Source organism: Bacillus sp. NTK074B, assembly GCF_017303375.1.
Lineage (GTDB): Bacteria > Bacillota > Bacilli > Bacillales > Bacillaceae_B > Rossellomorea.
The window spans coordinates 19946-39278 of the sequence record NZ_JAFKOH010000001.1; the positions used below are offsets into that span (position 1 = coordinate 19946).

At 41.4% G+C, this 19333-nt stretch carries 20 protein-coding genes; 17 read left to right on the forward strand and 3 right to left on the reverse strand.

The features are described 5' to 3' along the window. The first annotated feature begins 45 nt into the window (after positions 1-45). The 16 genes from JI667_RS00130 (at position 46) to JI667_RS00205 (ending at position 15815) form a co-directional block, all read left to right on the forward strand. The gene (locus JI667_RS00130) at positions 46-1119 is read left to right on the forward strand and encodes an NAD(P)H-dependent flavin oxidoreductase (protein WP_206848742.1); all 1074 of its coding nucleotides are present in this window, start codon (positions 46-48) and stop codon (positions 1117-1119) included. Between the two features lie 198 nt (positions 1120-1317). Next, complete coding sequence (locus JI667_RS00135) at positions 1318-2007, forward strand: hypothetical protein (RefSeq protein ID WP_206848746.1); 690 nt, start codon at positions 1318-1320, stop codon at positions 2005-2007. Between the two features lie 272 nt (positions 2008-2279). Continuing rightward, on the forward strand, positions 2280-3452 hold the full coding sequence (locus JI667_RS00140) for a TraB/GumN family protein (RefSeq protein ID WP_206850448.1): 1173 nt from the start codon (positions 2280-2282) through the stop codon (positions 3450-3452). Positions 3453-3549: 97 nt separating this feature from the next. Then, on the forward strand, positions 3550-3747 hold the full coding sequence (locus tag JI667_RS00145) for a hypothetical protein (protein ID WP_206848747.1): 198 nt from the start codon (positions 3550-3552) through the stop codon (positions 3745-3747). A gap of 72 nt (positions 3748-3819) precedes the next feature. Further along, positions 3820-4356, forward strand: a complete 537-nt coding sequence (locus JI667_RS00150) for a histidine phosphatase family protein (RefSeq protein ID WP_206848750.1) — start codon at positions 3820-3822, stop codon at positions 4354-4356. Positions 4357-4475: 119 nt separating this feature from the next. Further along, positions 4476-4661, forward strand: a complete 186-nt coding sequence (locus tag JI667_RS00155) for a hypothetical protein (RefSeq protein ID WP_034759495.1) — start codon at positions 4476-4478, stop codon at positions 4659-4661. Between the two features lie 895 nt (positions 4662-5556). Then, the gene (locus JI667_RS00160; RefSeq protein ID WP_206848751.1) at positions 5557-6381 is read left to right on the forward strand and encodes a M55 family metallopeptidase; all 825 of its coding nucleotides are present in this window, start codon (positions 5557-5559) and stop codon (positions 6379-6381) included. Between the two features lie 14 nt (positions 6382-6395). Then, positions 6396-7328: an ABC transporter permease gene (locus JI667_RS00165; RefSeq protein WP_206848754.1), complete on the forward strand. Its 933-nt coding sequence runs from the start codon at positions 6396-6398 to the stop codon at positions 7326-7328. After that, the gene (locus JI667_RS00170; protein ID WP_206848763.1) at positions 7328-8281 is read left to right on the forward strand and encodes an ABC transporter permease; all 954 of its coding nucleotides are present in this window, start codon (positions 7328-7330) and stop codon (positions 8279-8281) included. The genes JI667_RS00165 and JI667_RS00170 overlap by 1 nt, the downstream gene beginning before the upstream one ends. 5 nt (positions 8282-8286) lie before the next feature. Further along, complete coding sequence (locus JI667_RS00175) at positions 8287-9297, forward strand: ABC transporter ATP-binding protein (RefSeq protein ID WP_206848765.1); 1011 nt, start codon at positions 8287-8289, stop codon at positions 9295-9297. 42 nt (positions 9298-9339) lie between these two features. Then, positions 9340-10965, forward strand: coding sequence for a peptide ABC transporter substrate-binding protein (locus JI667_RS00180; RefSeq protein WP_206848767.1), 1626 nt, complete (start codon positions 9340-9342; stop codon positions 10963-10965). Between the two features lie 98 nt (positions 10966-11063). Next, complete coding sequence (locus JI667_RS00185) at positions 11064-11999, forward strand: S66 peptidase family protein (RefSeq protein WP_206850450.1); 936 nt, start codon at positions 11064-11066, stop codon at positions 11997-11999. Beyond that, the gene (locus JI667_RS00190; RefSeq protein ID WP_206848775.1) at positions 11996-13096 is read left to right on the forward strand and encodes a mandelate racemase/muconate lactonizing enzyme family protein; all 1101 of its coding nucleotides are present in this window, start codon (positions 11996-11998) and stop codon (positions 13094-13096) included. The genes JI667_RS00185 and JI667_RS00190 overlap by 4 nt, the downstream gene beginning before the upstream one ends. Continuing rightward, on the forward strand, positions 13093-14016 hold the full coding sequence (locus JI667_RS00195) for an NlpC/P60 family protein (protein WP_206848777.1): 924 nt from the start codon (positions 13093-13095) through the stop codon (positions 14014-14016). The genes JI667_RS00190 and JI667_RS00195 overlap by 4 nt, the downstream gene beginning before the upstream one ends. Then, complete coding sequence (locus JI667_RS00200; protein WP_206848785.1) at positions 14013-15017, forward strand: ABC transporter ATP-binding protein; 1005 nt, start codon at positions 14013-14015, stop codon at positions 15015-15017. Before JI667_RS00195 ends, JI667_RS00200 begins: the two co-directional genes overlap by 4 nt. 9 nt (positions 15018-15026) lie before the next feature. Further along, on the forward strand, positions 15027-15815 hold the full coding sequence (locus JI667_RS00205; protein WP_206848786.1) for a serine hydrolase: 789 nt from the start codon (positions 15027-15029) through the stop codon (positions 15813-15815). A gap of 82 nt (positions 15816-15897) precedes the next feature. Here JI667_RS00205 and JI667_RS00210 read toward each other — a convergent pair whose 3' ends face one another. Both JI667_RS00210 and JI667_RS00215 read right to left on the reverse strand, forming a co-directional pair. Next, a complete protein-coding gene (locus tag JI667_RS00210; protein WP_206848788.1) occupies positions 15898-16899 on the reverse strand; it encodes a DUF3231 family protein in 1002 nt (333 codons plus the stop codon). Between the two features lie 156 nt (positions 16900-17055). Further along, a complete protein-coding gene (locus JI667_RS00215; protein ID WP_206848791.1) occupies positions 17056-17883 on the reverse strand; it encodes an STAS domain-containing protein in 828 nt (275 codons plus the stop codon). A 317-nt stretch (positions 17884-18200) separates the two neighbouring features. Here JI667_RS00215 and JI667_RS00220 point away from each other — a divergent pair, with 317 nt between their 5' ends. Continuing rightward, positions 18201-18755 carry a helix-turn-helix domain-containing protein gene (locus JI667_RS00220; protein WP_206848798.1) on the forward strand — a complete coding sequence of 185 codons (555 nt, stop codon included), beginning with the start codon at positions 18201-18203 and terminating at the stop codon, positions 18753-18755. A 109-nt stretch (positions 18756-18864) separates the two neighbouring features. Here the strand turns inward: JI667_RS00220 and JI667_RS00225 are convergent, their stop codons facing one another. Next, positions 18865-19200, reverse strand: a complete 336-nt coding sequence (locus tag JI667_RS00225; RefSeq protein WP_206848800.1) for a YqzG/YhdC family protein — start codon at positions 19198-19200, stop codon at positions 18865-18867. Between the last annotated feature and the right edge of the window lie 133 nt (positions 19201-19333).

A 19333-nucleotide genomic window follows, 5' to 3' on the forward strand; every position in this document is an offset into this window, starting at 1 on the left:
CGTTTGACATAATTTATCTAAGATTAGAAATCTGGAGGAGAGAATATGTGGTATCAAAACGATGTAAGTAAGAGTCTGGGGACTAAATATCCCATCATCCAAGCTGGAATGGCTGGAGGGGTCACAACCCCGCTTCTGGTTTCCTCTGTCTCGAATTCGGGCGGCCTTGGGACGCTTGGAGCAGGGTATATGTCTGTCTCCGACCTGAAAGAGGCCCTTAAACTAGTAAAAAAGCAAACAGACTTACCTTTTGGAGTTAACCTTTTCATACCTGAGATTCAAGAATGCAGAGAAGAACAAGTAAACAGCATGAGAAAATTACTGGACCCCTTTAAAAAAGAAATGAATTTATTGACAGATCACCGATTCACCATACATCACGTAGAATTTGAAAAGCAAATTGAATCCATCATTCAGGAAAGAGTACCTGTTTGCAGCTTTACATTTGGAACTCCTCCGAAGGAAATAGTGAAAGAGTTGAAGAAAGAAGGAATCAAAGTCATCGGAACTGCAACGACAGTGGAAGAAGCGTTAATGAATCAAGAGTGTGGAGTGGATGTAATCGTGGCACAAGGAAGTGAAGCAGGTGGGCATAGAGGTACATTTCTAGGTACTTATGAAGAATCAATGATCGGGACATTCTCCCTTATTCCGCAGATAGTGGATGCTGTGAAACTACCGGTTATTGCAGCAGGCGGGGTTATGGATGGAAGAGGCATAGTAGCCGCTCTTGCTCTGGGTGCAAAAGGAGTTCAAATGGGTACCGCCTTTCTAACAATGAAAGAAAGTGGAGCAAAAGCCATACACAAAAGAGCCATCTTAGAAGCTGAAGAGACCAGCACAACCCTCACATCTGCATTCAGCGGTAAACCGGCGAGAGGCCTTTCAAACACATTTACTAGGATGATGAAAGAGTATGAGAGTCAATTCCTTCCGTATCCTCTTCAAAACGAATTGACTAAAGAAATGAGAAAGGAAGCCGGCAATCAACATAACAAAGAATTAATGTCTTTATGGTCAGGTCAAAGCCCACGTCTCAGTAAAGAGGTTTATGTACATGAGCTGATCGCTTCCATAGTGAAAGAAGTGGAAGAAGGACTTCATAAGTTGTACAGATAAACTGTTTCTCTGATGATTTCAACACTCATCTCTCACGATTAGTCCCACTTTCACAAATCTCGGTTTCCAATAATTTAACCTTGTAATACTTTCTAGCAAAGGTATAATTTTGATATAAGGAAAGCGCTTTTTTATTTAATTTGAATAATCCAAATAATTAAAATCCATTTGTCGAGGTGCATTTTCTAGGAGGTTCACATGAGAGAAATTTTACCTGGATCCGTACTGTCACACATTCAGTACGGTTATCAAAAAGTTCCTAAGAAAGTTAAAAGTCAATGTCCAAGCTGCTCTAAGACCAGTGAATTTGTGTTGAAAGCGAATTTCTATCAAGTGAATAAGACGGGGTTGTTCGCAGAGGCCAATTGCTCGGAGTGTAAAAAACCGGCCGTTTTCGTTATTATGTTGAGTGACGATTCGATTTATACAAAAGAGGAAGCCGGCCTTTATATTTACGATCCTTTAGCTACGAACGGACCATTGGATCAGATTCAGGGAAATAAACGGATCCCACAGGACCTCGTCAGATCATTTCGATCAGCATTAAATGTCAGTCAATCGAAGGATAACTCTGCTACAGCCGTTATGTCTAAGCGGGTACTGGAGAGTGTACTGAAGAATTTCAATGGCGAGCAATCATCAGGGCAAACTTTGTCGGAACAATTCGATCAGCTTCCTAAGAATGTTGATCTATCGAAGCCGATCCAGGCACTCAGTCATCTTGTCCATCCCAAGTCTGCTTTTTATGAGATGCTTGAATTGGAGCGGGAAATAGATGATGAAACAGCCGGTTTACTGATGGAGTTATTGGAGGGGTTGATTGAGTATCTATATGTACTTCCAGATAAAATAGAAACGTTACAAGAAAAAATCGAAAAGAAATATTAGAGGAGGTAGAGTGCTGTTTCCAGCACTCTACTTTTTTTTAATATGCTGGAACCACCTCTCCGAAAACATGCGCTAATTGGTGCATCTCAATAAATCATTCCAGTTCACTGAAATATGTATCATCAATCCGCAACTCAGGTTATCATCGTAAGAAACCGATATCTTTCATGATTATGAACAGAATTTATTTAAATTTTGCCAAAACTAGTTTATCATTATGAGGTAGATTGAAATGATTGAAAGTCAGGGGAACTAAAGGAAGGTACACGATGATGACAGAAAACGAAAAGAATATCACAAGAATACATATGGATGGGAAAGAATACATCCTAATCGGAACGGCTCACGTGTCACGACAGAGTGCGGAACAGGTAAAAGAAGTGATAGAAGCCGAAAAACCGGACACTGTTTGTGTTGAGCTGGACGAACCAAGGTATCAATCGATTGTCGAAGGAGATAAGTGGAGAGAGACTGATATCTTTCAAGTAATCAAAGATAAGAAAGCCACTCTGCTCCTGATGAATCTTGCTATCGGTTCTTTCCAACGCCGGATGGCCAAACAATTCGGCATCAAACCGGGACAGGAAATGATTCAGGGCATCGAATCCGCGAAAGAATTAAATGCGGGACTCGTCCTTGCTGACCGTAATATCCAGGTGACATTTTCCCGGATATGGAGCAGCGTAGGCTTCAGCGGGAAGGCAAAGCTTCTGACCCAGATCGTATACAGTATCTTCAGCAATGATACAATTACAGAAGAAGAATTAGAAAAAATTAAATCCCAGGATATGCTAGATTCAATGCTAAATGAATTCACACAAATGTTTCCTAAGCTGAAAACACCCTTAATCGATGAAAGGGATCAGTATTTGTCACAGAAAATCAAAGACGCACCAGGAAATAAGATCGTCGCAGTACTTGGTGCAGCACACGTACCTGGTATCTCGAAAGAAATCAATAAAGAGCATGATCTGGATAAACTGAATGAACGTCCAGCTAAATCAAATTGGCCAAAAATCATCGGGTGGACCATCCCGGTTATGATCCTGGCCGTCATTGCCTATACGTTCATCTCAAATCCCGACGCAGGGATTCAGCAGGGAATCAGTTGGATATTGTGGAACGGCGGATTCTCTGCCCTTGGTGTAGCGATCGGACTGGGACATCCCTTAGCCATTGTAACGGCATTTGTAGCAGCACCCATTACTTCATTGAATCCTCTTCTAGCAGCCGGTTGGTTTGCAGGGTTCGTTCAAGCCTATTTCCGCAGGCCAAATGTCGGAGATTTTGATTCTCTGGCTGAGGACGTACTGAGCATTAAGGGATTCTGGAGAAATAAAGTAACCCGAATCCTTCTCATTGTCGTCCTTGCTAATTTAGGAAGTACATTGGGAACAGTCATTGGTGGGGCAGACGTAGTAAGATTATTTCTTGAAAATTTATAGGGGAAAAATAAGTTATCCTTCTGGATGGCTTATTTTTTTCGGGGAAAATTGGAATATTATGCTAAAATGGAAGTATCCATAGTTTTGGGAGGGGATTATGATCACGGAGTTTTTCAATCGTTACGCCCATTGGTTATTACTTCTATTTGTAGGATTAAGTATCATGATGGGAATGACAATCTTCACTTCTTCAGTTCAAGGAATCATCGCAGGAGTATTTGGAATAGTTGGGTTTTTGGGGATTGCGTCTCTGGTCATCCAAATCGAGGTACATAAGAGAAAGAAGGATCAATAAAACAACAGATTCATCAGCTCAATGGAACAGTTTGAGCAATTGAATCGATATAAATGAAAGGAGGATATCTACATGATATACGCTATTAGACACGGCCAAACCGATAGAAATAAAGAAGGTAGACTCCAAGGCAGAAATGGCCTCCCATTAAATGAAGCAGGACTCAGACAAGCTCAGGATTTAAAACACAAACTAAGTCACATCAACTTCGATTACGTCTTTTCTTCTCCACAGGAAAGAGCCATTCAAACCGCTGAAATTGTTACAGCTATGTCGTGCAAGGTTGATACAAGATTAGATGTTTATGATTTAGGCGAGGCAGATGGCCTGATAAAAAGCGAGGTGATCATGAATGGTCCATTGCCGGATTCATCGTGCTATGATGGGGTGGAGGATGCTGAGAGTTATATGACGAGGGTATTAAACTTCATGGAAGAATTGACAGCGCTCCATGGAGGGGAAGATAAACATATATTGATCTCGGGTCACAGGTGTACAACCGGTGCAATCGGTGCGTACTTTCATGGCATTCCAAAGGATCAAAATATCTTAAGATTCTCATCCAATAATGGAGAATTTAAGCAGTATGAATTGCCTGTAAGAAGCTGAACGTAAGCGATCAAAATGTAACTGAACAGCCACGTTTTCAAAATGAATCTTTGGGTAAATAGTAATTAACCTTTACCCGCGACCTTGTGAGGAGAGAATAATAGGAGCTGTGACGAACGTTGCTCAATATACATGACAGATACTCCATTGTTTTGTATCAAACATATATGGCAAGAAACCAGGCTTCCCGTACTTCTCAGAAGATTACGATTCAAATGCTTTCTCAGTACACAGGATTCTCTGAGGAAATTATCCTTGAAGCACTCGAATTCGGAAAGTTATCACCTGATTTATCTTTAAGATAATCACCTACGTGTAAAGGTCTAAGAAAATTATTTTCTCCTCCAAGGTTGACCTAAATTCGTTTAGTAATAGGATTGATTCATTTTTGTTACATAATTAATTTTTGAAGAATATATTGAAAAAACAAGCCTATATTTATTATAATAACAGAAAGGATTTATAGAGGAGGATCTAATGGACACCCACAGGAGTAAAAGAATCTCAAAGTTATACAGAAAGTTAATTACTTCTGATGCAACTCAAGCTTTCCTTATTTATAAAGGCCTAGATGAGACAACGAAAGCAGAATTACTTGATTTAGTGGCAGAAATGGGCTCTCAGCACTCAGAAAAATTGTTGAATAAAATAAGCTAATATACATGTACCAAGTTCAAGACCTGGAGAGATGAATTCTCCAGGTCTTTTTCTTATTATAGCTAAGTACAGGCTAACGTGATGATATTTTGAAGAGGGAAAGTTGGGTTATCAGCGAACCGTAATTAAAATGCTTCTTGTCATCAATCAATCTGGTAATGAAAAATTATACTGAGAGTTTCATTTTGACTAAATACATTGGAATATATCAACATAATATCTATATGTCATATGTCCTCCTTCCAATACTCAATTTCAATGAAATATGACATGCCCACGAATAAAAGAGTGCGGTGTGATTTTCATTATAAAATCCATCGCATTATTAATTTCAATCAGATTTGATGATTCTAATTAACTACTTTTCCTTCCTGGACAGAGAAAGATCCCAATGAATGAAATAAACCATGGTTCAATATTCCTTATTTTATGAGAATAGGAATATATTCCTTTTTATTCAAAAAAATGTTGTAATCACTCGAATTAATAATTATAATATTAAGAAAATTTAATAAATATTACCCATGAAAGGAGGTGCGATTTATGAACGTCTATATGTCCGTTGATATGGAAGGCATTACGGGTCTTGTGGATCATACTCATGTGTCATCGAATAAGCATAATTATGAACGTGGAAGAATCATTATGACCGATGAAGCGAACGCCGTTGTGACTGCAGCCTTTGATTCAGGCTGCAAAGAAGTACTTGTGAATGATAGTCACTCACAAATGAATAATTTGTTGATTGAGAGGCTGCACCCTGAAACGAAGCTGATATCTGGTGGCGTGAAACCATATTCCATGGTTCAAGGACTGGATGAAACGTTTGATGGGGCTTTTTTCGTTGGTTATCATGCCAGGGCTTCCATGAAAGGGGTAATGTCCCATTCCATGATTTTCGGTGTCCGACACATGTATATCAATAATGTGGCAGTTGGTGAAATGGGATTTAATGCATACGTTGCCGGGTACTATGGAGTACCAGTGTTAATGGTTGCCGGGGATGATCAGGCAGCACTGGAGGCAGAATCATTGATCCCCAATGTGACGACCGCAGTCGTAAAGGAAACCATTTCCCGTTCTGTTGCAAAAAGTCTCACGCCGGAAAAATCAAGACGACTATTAATGAAAAGAACGGAAGAAGCGATACATAATAAGGGAAATGTACAACCACTTACTCCGCCTGAACATCCTATTTTACGGATTGAGTTTGCCAACTATGGACAGGCGGAGTGGGCGAGTCTTATGCCGGGAACCGTACATGAAACAGGGACAACGACGGTGAGATTTGCTGCTAAGGATATCCTTGAAGCCTATAGAGCCATGCTTGTCATGACTGAGCTCGCGATGAGAACAACATTCTGTTAGAAAGTGTGAGAACAATGAGTACATATCTATTGAAGAGGCTTTTGGCCATGGTCATTACACTATGGCTAATTGTCACATTAACGTTTTTCCTGATGCATGCTATACCGGGTTCCCCGTTTAATGAAGAAAGAAATACAAGTGAGATGGTGCAACAAAATCTAGAAGCTCATTATCATTTGAATGAGCCATTGATGGTTCAATATTTTCTATATTTAAAATCACTTATTTCATTGGACTTCGGCCCTTCTATCACTCAGCCATCCCAAACAGTGAACGATTTGCTGGGAAGGGGATTTCCAATTTCATTTGAACTGGGGATGACAACCCTCGTGATTGCAGTTCTTTCCGGCATTATCCTGGGGGTGCTCGCGGCCCTTAGACATAATGGAATCATTGACTATATGGCGATGACATTTGCGGTCCTTGGAATTTCAATCCCGAACTTCGTAATGGCGACTTTATTGATTCAACAAGTGGCGGTCACTTGGGGGATCCTTCCTGTTGCCACATGGACAAGCTGGCGACATATGATTCTTCCTACACTTGCATTAGCAACGGGACCAATGGCAATCATTGCCCGTCTCACGCGCTCAAGCATGTTGGAAGTGTTGACACAGGATTATATTAGGACAGCACGTGCTAAAGGATTGTCACCAGTGAAGATTGTAGTGAAACACGCTTTAAGAAATGCATTGCTTCCAGTTGTCACGGTACTTGGAACCCTGGCCGCAGGGATATTAACGGGTACTTTCGTCATTGAACAAATCTTTGCCATTCCAGGAATGGGTAAGTATTTCGTTGAGAGCATCAATCAGCGTGATTATCCCGTAATCATGGGAACGACTGTATTTTATAGTGCGTTTCTCATTATCATGTTGTTCTTAGTCGATTTGGCATATGGTTTCCTGGATCCGCGGATTAAGCTACATAAGAAGGAGGCGAAATAATGGGGATTCCACAACAACAAGAGCCACTCGTTACTTCAGACGTCAAGGATGAATGGTTTACACCGAAGAAGAGAAATGAAACTGATGCTGAAGCGGTGGTGAGACCGAGTCTTTCCTATTGGCAGGATGCCTGGAACCGTCTAATGAAAAATAAGCTCGCTATGCTTGGGTTAATATTCTTAACCGGATTAGTTGTGATGGCAGTCATCGGACCCATCATTTCTCCCCACGATGTAACGAAGCAAACACTCTCCAACCAAAACCTGCCTCCTTCTGGTGAACACTGGTTTGGTACAGATGATATGGGGAGAGATGTATTTACCCGAACCTGGTATGGCGCACGTATATCCCTGTTTGTTGGATTCATGGCAGCACTTATCGATTTTGTGATTGGGATTGTCTATGGTGGCATTTCAGGGTATAAAGGTGGTAAAACGGATAATGTCATGATGCGAATTGTGGAAATTTTATACGGATTACCTTATTTGCTTGTCGTCATTCTCTTAATGGTGGTCATGGGTCCGGGCCTCTTGACCATCATCGTTGCCCTGACGGTAACCGGATGGATCGGTATGGCGAGAATTGTAAGGGGACAGGTACTCCAGATAAAGAATTACGAATTTATCTTAGCTTCTAAAACGTTCGGAACGAAAACGGCGAGGATTATTCGAAAGAACCTCCTTCCTAATACCATGAGACCGATCATTGTACAGATGACACTGACTGTTCCGAGTGCCATTTTTGCGGAAGCTTTCCTTAGTTTTCTTGGCCTTGGAATTCAGGCACCCTATGCTAGCTGGGGCGTGATGGCAAATGACGGTTTATCTACGATTCTATCAGGTTACTGGTGGCGTTTATTCTTCCCGGCACTATTCATTTCATTGACGATGTTTTCATTCAATGTGTTGGGTGACGGATTACAGGATGCACTTGATCCGAAACTAAGGAGGTAATCATCATGAGCGAAATTTTATCTGTGCAGGATCTCCACGTCTCATTTACGACATATGGGGGAGAGGTAAAGGCGGTCAGGGGTGTAAGTTTTGATTTACATAAAGGTGAGACCCTGGCCATTGTAGGGGAGTCGGGCTGTGGAAAGAGTGTCACATCACAGAGTATCATGAGACTGATACCGAATCCACCAGGTCGAATTACAGAAGGAAAGATTTTGTTTAAGGGAGAGGATCTCTTGGGCAAATCAGAAGCCCAAATGAGAAAGGTACGTGGAGCGGATATTTCCATGATCTTTCAGGATCCCATGACAGCACTCAATCCGACCCTGACCATTGGCGATCAAATCATGGAGGGGATTCTTCAGCACAACGATATTTCCAAAAAACAGGCCAAACAAAAAGTGATTGACATGCTGAAACTCGTCAGTATTCCAAATCCGGAAGAGAGGTTAAAGCAGTATCCGCATCAATTCAGCGGGGGGATGCGGCAGCGGATCGTGATCGCCATGTCACTCGTATGCGAACCGGATGTATTGATTGCCGATGAGCCTACAACTGCCCTGGATGTTACCATTCAGGCTCAAATACTGGAATTATTCAAAGAAGTCCAGAAAAAGACGGGTGTCTCCATTATTCTGATCACACATGATTTAGGAGTCGTGGCACAAGTTGCGGATCGAATAGCCGTCATGTATGCAGGGAAAATAGTAGAGGAAGGGAACAGAAGAGAAATCTTTTACCACTCCCAACACCCATATACTCAAGGGCTACTGAGATCGGTGCCAAGGCTTGATCTTGAGGGGGAAGACCTGATTCCGATTCCAGGTTCACCGCCTGATCTCTTCTCACCGCCTAGCGGATGCCCTTTTGTTCCAAGATGTGAAATGGCGATGGAAGTATGCGACCGTGTGTATCCCGTCAAAACGCAGATATCAAAAGAACATCATGTGGACTGCTGGCTACAGGATAAAAGAGCCAAGGAAATGCTTTCAACGGTCAGTTTAACGATTCGATAAGCTGATTGTTTGATAGATAAATAGTGAAAGAGGGGGAAAATCATGAAAAAAGTAATATCCGTTCTTCTAGTGGGAATGCTCCTGTTCGTGCTGGCTGCCTGTACGGCCACGAAAGATGCAGGCAGTGAATCAAGTAGTGGAGACAGCAAGAAAAAAGAGGAAGGCAAAGTGCTTCATTTGAACAACGGGGCAGAGCCCACATCGTTTGATCCACCGATCGGCTTTGATTCCTATTCATGGACTGCATTGAACAACTTAATGGAAGGGATGACCCGACTAAATGCCAATCACGAACCTGAAGCGGCCATGGCTGAAAAGTGGGACGTCTCGGAAGATGGCAAAGTGTATACCTTCCACATTAGGGACAATGCCAAATGGTCTAATGGTGATGATGTCACAGCCGGGGATTTCGTATTCGCATGGAAACGCCTTTTAAATCCGGACACAGGTTCTCCGGCTGCTTTCCTTGGATACTTCATCGAAGGTGGAGAGGCATTCAACACAGGAAAGGGATCAGCCGAGGATGTGAAAGTAGTGGCGAAGGATGAGAAAACATTCGAGGTTACATTGACAAGTCCACAAGCGTATTTCTTAAGCGTGATTGCGAATCCGGCATTTTTCCCGATCAACGAAAAGGTTGCTACGGAAAATCCGGAATGGTTTGCAGAAGCGGATAGTTTCGTCGCTAATGGACCGTTCAAACTGACTGAATGGGAACATGACAGCCACTTCGTCATGGAAAAGAATGATCAATATTGGGATAAAGATTCAGTGAAATTAGATAAAATTCACTGGGCTATGGTAAACGATACAAATACGGATTATCAATTATACAAAACCGGTGAACTTGATACAGCTGACGTACCGGCGGATTTAAGTAAACAGTTATTCGAAGAAGGGAAAGTGAAAGTTGAAGACCAGGCTGGAACGTACTTCTATCGTTTCAATTTAGAAAAAGAGCCCTTCCAAAATCAAAGCATCCGTAAAGCATTCGCCATGGCTGTTGATCAACAGCAAATGGTTGACTTTGTTACAAAGAATCAAGAAAATCCAGCTTACGGATTCGTTTCAAAAGGATTTAAAGATCCTTCAGACAAGGACTTCCGTGAATCAAATGGAGACCTGGTGAAAACAGATGTGGAAGAAGCAAAAGCTCTTTTGAAAAAGGGGATGGAAGAAGAAGGATACGACTCACTTCCGGAAGTCACTTTAACATACAGCACAAGTGATACTCATCAAAAAATTGCTGAGGCACTTCAACAAATGTTCAAGGAAAACTTAAATGTTGAAGTTAAATTAGCCAATATGGAATGGAACGTATTCCAAGATGAACAAAAGGCTTTGAAATTCCAATTATCCCGGAGTTCATTCTTAGCAGACTACGCAGATCCGATCAACTTCCTTGAAAATTTCCAAACAGGGCATTCCATGAACCGTACAGGCTGGAGTAATGAGAAATATGACACCCTGATCAAACAAGCGATGAATGAAGCCGATGAAGCGAAGCGATTTGACATGATGTATGAGGCAGAGAAAATCCTGATGGATGAAATGCCGATCATTCCGATACATTTCTATAATCATGTGTACCTTCAAAATGAAGATGTATCAGGTATCGTCCGTCACCCTGTCGGCTATATGGAATTAAAATGGGCAGATAAAAAATAGTGGTTTGAAAACAGGATGAGTGGAGGGACCCAAAGCCGCATTTTTGGCCGCGCGTCCACTCCCTCTTTTTCTACGAAAGGGGTCCGGAATGTGTCATGATGAAACCTGCGAAACTGAATAAAGGAGATATGGTTGGAGTCATCGCTCCTGCAAGCCCTCCGAAAACTGAACCTTTACAAAAAGCAATACGTTTTCTTGAAGAAGAATTGGGATTAATCGTTAAAATAGGAAATTCTGTATATAAGAAGTATGGTTACCTGGCAGGTGAAGACAGTGATCGAATAGAAGATATTCATAGAATGTTTGAAGATCAAGACGTGAAAGCCATTTTTTGTGCATGTGGAGGTTTTGGAACAGGCCGAATCGTTTCAAAATTAAATTTCGAATTGATACGCCAAAATCCGAAAATTTTTTGGGGATATAGTGATATTACTTTTTTACATACTGCCATTCATCAACAAACCGGTCTCGTCACCTTCCATGGACCGATGTTAAGTTCTGACATCGGACTCTCTGGCGTTCACAACGCCTCAAAGGATTCGTTTCAGCAGCTTTTCCATACAGAAGACATAGTCTATACGTATGAGAAATCCAAACTTGAAACGGTCGTAGAAGGAGTAGCAAACGGTCCCGTCATCGGAGGGAACCTCACCCTATTGGTCAGCACCCTGGGAACACCTTTTGAAATAAATACAAAAGGAAAACTTCTATTTATTGAGGATATTGATGAAGAACCATATAAAGTGGATCGAATGGTGAATCAGTTAAAAATGGCTAATAAATTCAATGAAGCTTCCGGGATTATCATCGGTGACTTCAAGAACTGTGTACCTGAGAAACCTGAACGTTCCCTGACTCTTGATGAGGTACTGATGGAACACATTGCAAGTGCAGGTAAGCCCGTACTAAAAGGGTTTCATATCGGGCACTCATCCCCAAGTATTGCCATTCCGGTAGGCAGCATAGGAAAGCTGGATACACGGGACCATACGTTTACGATTGAAACCGGAGTACGCGGGGGTGTTGATGAATGAATATTCATCAGCTTGAGACATTCAGGACTGCGGTCCCATTACACACCCCTTTCAAGACTGCATTAAGGACGGTGGAAGTGGCAGAAGCCGTCGTCGTAAAATTAATATGCGACAACGGGATCATCGGCTGGGGTGAGGCACCCCCGACCGTGGTGATTACGGGTGATAGTCTATCAAGCATAGAGTCTGCCATTCAACAAGTGATCAAACCCGCATTGTTGGGTAAAAGTCTGTTGAACTACGAATATTTATTTCAACAACTCCATTCTTTAATTGTACATAATTCAAGCGCGAAGGCAGCTGTGGACATGGCCATATATGATTGCCTGGCACAAAGATGTAATATACCACTCTATCAGTTCCTTGGGGGATATCGGCAGGAGCTAGAGACGGATTACACAGTTAGTGTGAATAGTGCGAAGGAGATGGCTGATGATGCAGCCACCTATGTAAAAAAGGGATTTGACGTATTGAAGATAAAAGTCGGTAAAGATGATATCGCTACAGATATCAAAAGGATCCAGCGAATTCGTGAACGTATAGGATATGATATCAGAATCCGATTGGATGCCAATCAAGGATGGGAATCTAAAGCAGCTGTGAAAGCAATACGAAAAATGGAAGAGCTTGACCTGCAAATCGAATTAGTCGAGCAGCCTGTGCCTGCGCATGATATCAGAGGACTGAAAAGAGTGACGGATGAAGTGGAAACACTTATTATGGCAGATGAAAGTGTCTTCTCCCCACATCAAGCCTTCGAAGTGTTAGAAACCAGGAGCGCGGATTTGATCAACATTAAGCTCATGAAAGCCGGTGGGATTTATCAGGCTCAGAAGATAAGCGATATGGCAGAATTGTTCGGTGTCGAATGCATGGTGGGGAGCATGATTGAGACACGCTTGGGGATAACTGCCGCTGCTCACTTTGCCGCGAGCAGGAAGAATGTCACACGATTTGATTTTGATGCTCCACTTATGCTGGCAGAAGATATTGTTGTGGGGGGAATAGTGTACAACGGAAGAAAGATTTCCATGCCGACAAGTTCCGGGCTTGGAATAGAACGAGTATCAGTATCAATCAAGGGGGAAGGAAATTGACGACTAAAGCACTTATAGCCGTACCTGTTGCGACCGTATGGACCAATCCTGATTCGGTACGGGAGGTAGATGAACCTGCCGTTGTGAATCCTGTCAAGATATCAAAATGGTTGGAGACTTTAACACATGAAACTCGATTGGCACTCTGTGATGAAAACCGTATACAATCTCAAGCGTTATTCGGACAGGAAGTACTCGTTACGGAGGAGCGGAAAGGGTGGTCCCATGTCATTATTCCAGATCAGCCTTCCTCTAAAGACAAGCGCGGATATCCCGGTTGGATTCCAAGTGCTCAGCTTACACCAGGTGAGCTCTCTCCTTCTGATTCTTATGCCATAGTAATCAGAGAATTCGCGGACTTAATTAACAAAAATAACGAGGCTGAACTAAAACTAAGCTTTCAAACCATTTTGCCGGTTGTGAAAGAGCTTGAAGAGTCAATCGAAGTAGAGACTCCGATAGGTACCCGATTCGTAAAACAAGCAGATGTGATTATATCCAATAACAAAGTCAACGATCGAAAAGGAAGTGGTGCGGATATTGTCACTTCAGGAGAAGGTTTTCTTAACCTTCCCTACCTATGGGGAGGGATGTCAAGCTTCGGGTTTGATTGCTCTGGTTTCAGCTACACGATGTGTAAAGCCCAAGGATACCTGATTCCCCGTGACGCAAATGATCAGGCGAGAAATGGTACGGATGTACCACTGGATCGTATACTGCCTGGAGACCTGTTGTTTTTTGCTTATGAGGAAGGAAAAGGGAGTATACATCACGTAGCCATCTATTACGGAGACGATAAAATGATTCATTCGCCAAATACGGGTAAATCTATTGAGATTTTGTCATTTAAAGGCACTTATTACGAAAAAGAGCTGTGCGTGGCCAGACGTTACTGGGTAGAAGAGGGGGAATCATCATGACGAATCAGAAGTTACTTGAAGTAAAAGAATTAAAGAAATACTTTCAGCTGGAAAAAGGAAAAACCTTGAAAGCAGTGGATCGTATTTCATTTGATATTTACAAGGGGGAGACCTTTGGATTGGTGGGTGAATCCGGATGTGGAAAATCCACTACCGGACGAACCATTATCGGACTATATGACCGCACGGAAGGTCAAGTGCTGTATAACGGCAAGGATGTCCATGCCCTCTCGGAAAAGGAAAAGCTATCATTTTACCGGAACATGCAGATGATATTCCAGGATCCATATGCATCACTAAATCCCCGGTCGACGGTTATGGAAATTATAGCTGAACCGATGGAAGCACACAATTTATATAAAGATAAAAAAGAGCAGATGAATCGGATTTATCAGCTCTTGGAGGATGTGGGGCTAAATCGCGATCACGCAAATCGCTACCCACACGAATTCAGCGGAGGACAGCGTCAAAGGATTGGGATTGCAAGGGCACTTGCGCTAAATCCTGAATTCATTATTGCAGATGAACCGATTTCTGCACTAGATGTATCAGTACAGGCTCAAATTGTAAACCTATTGACTAAACTTCAAAGAGATAAAGGATTGACATTTTTATTTATTGCACATGATCTTTCAATGGTCAAACATATCAGTAATCGTATCGGAGTTATGTATTTAGGACATATTGTTGAACTGACTGAAAGCAAGGAGCTATATAAAAAACCTCTTCACCCATACACCCAGGCATTGCTTTCTACCATTCCAATTCCTGATCCGGATGTAGAGGATGCACGGGAACGGATGATCATTCAGGGAGAAATCCCAAGTCCAATCAATCCGCCCAGTGGTTGCGTATTCAGGACGCGCTGTCCTGCAGCCATGGAAGCTTGCGCCACCCATAAACCTGAATGGCAGGAAGTGGAGGAAAAACATTTTGTTGCCTGTCACCTTTACGATAAGAAAATGGTAGGAGACCCTGCTGAAGTGGCAGTAACGAAATAAAGGATATTTATGATGAATGCTTTAGAACAAAACATACGGGATGTCGTTATGTGTTCCAATGGAAGAGTCAGTGTCGCCGTCGAACTCCCAACCCAATTTATTCAAATCAATGGTCATCAATCTTATCCTGCAGCGAGTTTGATCAAGCTTCCCATTTTACTGGAGGGTTTCCGCCAGGCAGAAGAAGAGAAGATCTCCCTTCTTGATAAAGTTTCAATCCCTATAGAAGGAAGAGTCGGAGGGGCAGGTGTCCTTGCATCACTTTCTGAGGAAATATCTTTGAACATTGAAGATCTTCTCACTCTTATGATCATCGTATCAGATAACACAGCATCAAATTTTCTGATTGACCGTCTTGGTTCAAGTGCCATACAGGGGCTATGCGATTCTTTAAACTTAAAGCAGACGAAGCTACTGCGGAAGTTCATGGATTTTCAAGCAATAGAACAGGGATACAATAACCATACTTCAGCAATGGACATTCTTACATGCTTAAAGCTGATCGACAAAAGTCCAAATTACAGTTTAAATAGCCGTGGGAAAATGCTGAATATTCTACATCACCAACAATTTAAAGATAAACTTCCTTCACTGATGGACCTGGAAATGGTATTTGTGGCAAACAAAACAGGGGAGCTGCCAGGTGTCGAGCACGATTGCGGTATACTGAAGTATGGAAACAAACATGCATACATAGCAGTATTAATTGATGAACTTGAAGATAATGAATCCGGAAAAGGTACGATCGCAAAGGTTGGAAAGTTGATATACGATTTTTTAATAAGAGATACAAATTAAAAAGCAGGTGCACCGTCCTCATTTTTAGGCGGAGCATCTGCTTTAAACATATCATTTGTTGATCAGGACTTTATGGCAAATGCTACTTAAACAGTTTATTCCGGTCCTCCATACTCGGGGGTTGCTCCATCCATCCATTTTTAGCCATGATTTTGCCACCTTCATGTCCATAAGCCAGTATGTCCTTTGCAGTTACAGCAAGCTTGACCGGTAAATCGCTGCGTAAACTGAAAGCAGTACCCAGTGCATTACTCCCTAAACCGAAATTGGTGAAGAGGGATGTGCAATACATCATAAGTTTATCTGAAAATGGTGAAACGGTGGAATCTGTGGCTTTCGCTCCAGAAGTGGCAGGGGCGTGGATATCACTTTGCATCAAGACATGGGTATAGTCACTGACGATTTTCTTTGATAATTCTTTCCCTTTAATGAAGTATTTCTTTACTTCGGGTTCGGTTGCTGCTTGAGCAAACCCTGTCATCATCTGCATTCCCAGCGTATTTGTTTCAATTCCAAAATAAAGATAAGCTACTTCAACAGTATTCAAAGTCCTTTTATCCGAAAAAATATTAAAGCCAGCCATATAATTCGGGCTTTGGGCGAATTCAATCGATTTCGGAACCGTCACAGCAGGAGGCCCTGGTAATACATCCTTTTCTCGTAGGTAATCCATACATTTCTCATAAACCGTTTGAGTGAATCCGGTTAACTCTTTGTATAACAGGATAAGATCCTTTCTATAGGACATATTGAGATGCAGAGTGTGTAATCCCATACTGGTGGCTTTTAGATTTCTTAAAAACATAATATCAAATTTGTGATCAAAAAGCTTAGGTACGCCTACATTGACATCTTCCTCGGTAAAACCGATTGGGATGACGCATCCTTCATTCTCGAATAAATGGATAAGTCTGCCTATATAATCTTTTACATTAGAGTGAGTGTACAAAAGAATTTCTTTTGCCTCTTCATCATGGGCCTTTTCTATAAAGTACTCCAATATTCGTTGAATCATGGTTTTTTGTTGATATGTCATCCATAATGTAGCAAGCTCACTTGAACTTAAGGCCTTCTTATCATTCATACATTTCATCCTTTACGCTCATTTTACTCCCCCACAATTTGAGGTAAAACCTGATACAGGGGAAATTCTATCTTTATTTTTTCGAAATACGGCAGAAATTATTCTCCAGAGCTTAGAACTATTGAGCGTATTGTTACGACAAAAAGTAAAAGCACCTTAATGACCAAGGGTGCTTTTGAATTTCTGTAAATGAATCAGTGCTGTATGAAGACTCGCAAAAGTCGGGATGTGGTTGATGACAATGCCAAGATTCACCATTGTTTGTGCAATCTCTGGTCTTATTCCTGTCAGGATTGCTTGAATTCCTGTTAATTTGAGGGCAGCAACTACTTTAAATAACTGATCTGCCACCATCGTATCGACTACATTTACACCTGATAAATCTGTGATGAGATACCGCAGCCTTAAGGCAGATCCTTTAGTTAGAGCCCGTTCCATTAAGTCCTTTGAACGTTGTGTATCAATGTCTCCAATAAGGGGCAAAATGGCAATCGAATCAGTCACCTTAACGATGGGTATGGACAGTTCTCTGCTGATCGAATCCGAAAGCGGGTGATTAAAGGCGATTGAAATCCTGAAAATGGCCCGATCGACTCCAGAGTGAAAGCGAGAAAGTAGATCATAAAAGGAATCTATTGACAGTTCTTTCACGATAGCCTCAGATTTTATCACTGCTCCGATTTCATTGCGAAAGTACTGTATATCACTAATTGCAACTTCAAGCGAAACGTCTAACTGCTTGAAAAGCGTCACAGAAGAACATGCCCATTTTTCGATGACGGCATCGTGTTCATTTGGCATTTCCAATGAATGAGCGAACACCTCTATGCAATCGCCCCTCCATTTTCTAAGTGAACCGGAAACAATATTTGAATAAGAAGGGTCGTTGGTCGATCTTTCCTGAATCACTCCTGATTTTGTTTCATTGATACGATTAATGAAATCAAGATACTTGTCATTACCCTGAACGGCCTTCGTCGTCATATGATATCCTCCTTCTATAAACAACTCTGCAAGTCGTCAACTTATGTAAATATATTTGGAAAAAAGAATAGAGGTAACGCTGGATTCTATGTTATGATTTTTAACAAAGGGTACGAAAGTTTTGATGCTATATGGGGAAGTAAGGATATCTCATAAAGAGGTCAATAAAAGAAATGGTATAAGAAGTTTATTAAAAATATTCCTACAATTCTATTATATCGAATATTCCCAATTGAAAAAGTGTCTGTTTAGACACTTTCATGTATGAAGCATACATTTGCTTTTCTGCCATTTAGATATAGAAGGGGGGATGAGGGTTGAAAAAAAGAACTTGGCTTATTAAGTTAAGAAAGCGAAAAAAAATGACACAGCAGGAAGTGGCCTCAAAAGCCTTTATAGAAAGATCCTACTACGCCCAAATTGAGAGTGGAATCCGAAAGCCGAGTCCTGAGGTAACCATCAAGCTGGGTGAAGTCCTTGACTTTCACGCATCGAGTTTTAATCTGGAGGAAAATCCATTTTCCATTGCCTTAAAGAATGCTCCTGTCATACTTGCTCATTGTGATACCCAATTACGATATACCTGGATCTTCAATACTCCGGATCTTATTCCGGAAGACCATATCGGGAAAACAGACCTGGAGCTTAGTGAAAATGACGGAAACCGTGCGCTGATGGAGCTTAAACAAGATGTTTTGGATCGAGAGACGCCCATCAGCCGAGTGATTTCCATTCCCTTATCCTCTGGAGAAATCGCTTATAATGTATATGCACATCCCTTATTGAATGAAGAGGGTACCATCATTGGGGTGGCCACCGCTTCCACTGAAATACATAACAATAGACCGGATGATGTTCTTGAAGGGCATTAGCCGTTAATGTATATTTCATTTTGAATTACGTGTTCAGAGAATCCATCGTATGAAAACAAAAAAGAGAGAGGGATGGGCTTATAAGCCTATCCCTCTCTTTTTTTTATAGTTATCGGTCTGTTTCTCTGAAGTTTATATCAATCAGTTTCTCGCTGTCTGTTTCGAATTTAATATCTACAAATACACCAAATTCTTTCCCGTCTCGCTTTAACCAAAGCTTGAACTTCTCAGTTGAAACTTTTGTTCCATATTCCTTTCCTATATGAAGATAATCTACGATAGATGCGTCAGGATATCTTTCTTTCGTTTTCCTCACTGCAAGACTACCCCATTTTGCATATGAAGGTATTTCCTGTTGCGCATGAAGGAGTGCACCATCACCGATTACGAGGTTTGTAATAAAAATCATACAAAGAACAATTGTAACAAGTCGAATCATTTTCATTCAGATTACCCTCTTTTTATCTTGTAGGGTTGTCTTGCAGACATAAAATTATTCCTTTTACCCATCTCGATAGTATTTTAAAGGAGTTAAAATTTTTTGTGTAGTTAGAATATTCTTTACTTCATGAGCATAA

Coding starts and splice junctions, on each gene's coding strand:
- JI667_RS00130 (WP_206848742.1), top strand. CDS start 46: ATGTGGTATCAAAACGATGTAAGTAAGAGTCTGGGGACTAAATATCCC.
- JI667_RS00135 (WP_206848746.1), top strand. CDS start 1,318: ATGAGAGAAATTTTACCTGGATCCGTACTGTCACACATTCAGTACGGT.
- JI667_RS00140 (WP_206850448.1), top strand. CDS start 2,280: ATGACAGAAAACGAAAAGAATATCACAAGAATACATATGGATGGGAAA.
- JI667_RS00145 (WP_206848747.1), top strand. CDS start 3,550: ATGATCACGGAGTTTTTCAATCGTTACGCCCATTGGTTATTACTTCTA.
- JI667_RS00150 (WP_206848750.1), top strand. CDS start 3,820: ATGATATACGCTATTAGACACGGCCAAACCGATAGAAATAAAGAAGGT.
- JI667_RS00160 (WP_206848751.1), top strand. CDS start 5,557: ATGAACGTCTATATGTCCGTTGATATGGAAGGCATTACGGGTCTTGTG.
- JI667_RS00165 (WP_206848754.1), top strand. CDS start 6,396: ATGAGTACATATCTATTGAAGAGGCTTTTGGCCATGGTCATTACACTA.
- JI667_RS00170 (WP_206848763.1), top strand. CDS start 7,328: ATGGGGATTCCACAACAACAAGAGCCACTCGTTACTTCAGACGTCAAG.
- JI667_RS00175 (WP_206848765.1), top strand. CDS start 8,287: ATGAGCGAAATTTTATCTGTGCAGGATCTCCACGTCTCATTTACGACA.
- JI667_RS00180 (WP_206848767.1), top strand. CDS start 9,340: ATGAAAAAAGTAATATCCGTTCTTCTAGTGGGAATGCTCCTGTTCGTG.
- JI667_RS00185 (WP_206850450.1), top strand. CDS start 11,064: ATGAAACCTGCGAAACTGAATAAAGGAGATATGGTTGGAGTCATCGCT.
- JI667_RS00190 (WP_206848775.1), top strand. CDS start 11,996: ATGAATATTCATCAGCTTGAGACATTCAGGACTGCGGTCCCATTACAC.
- JI667_RS00200 (WP_206848785.1), top strand. CDS start 14,013: ATGACGAATCAGAAGTTACTTGAAGTAAAAGAATTAAAGAAATACTTT.
- JI667_RS00205 (WP_206848786.1), top strand. CDS start 15,027: ATGATGAATGCTTTAGAACAAAACATACGGGATGTCGTTATGTGTTCC.
- JI667_RS00210 (WP_206848788.1), bottom strand. CDS start 16,899: ATGAATGATAAGAAGGCCTTAAGTTCAAGTGAGCTTGCTACATTATGG.
- JI667_RS00215 (WP_206848791.1), bottom strand. CDS start 17,883: ATGACGACGAAGGCCGTTCAGGGTAATGACAAGTATCTTGATTTCATT.
- JI667_RS00225 (WP_206848800.1), bottom strand. CDS start 19,200: ATGAAAATGATTCGACTTGTTACAATTGTTCTTTGTATGATTTTTATT.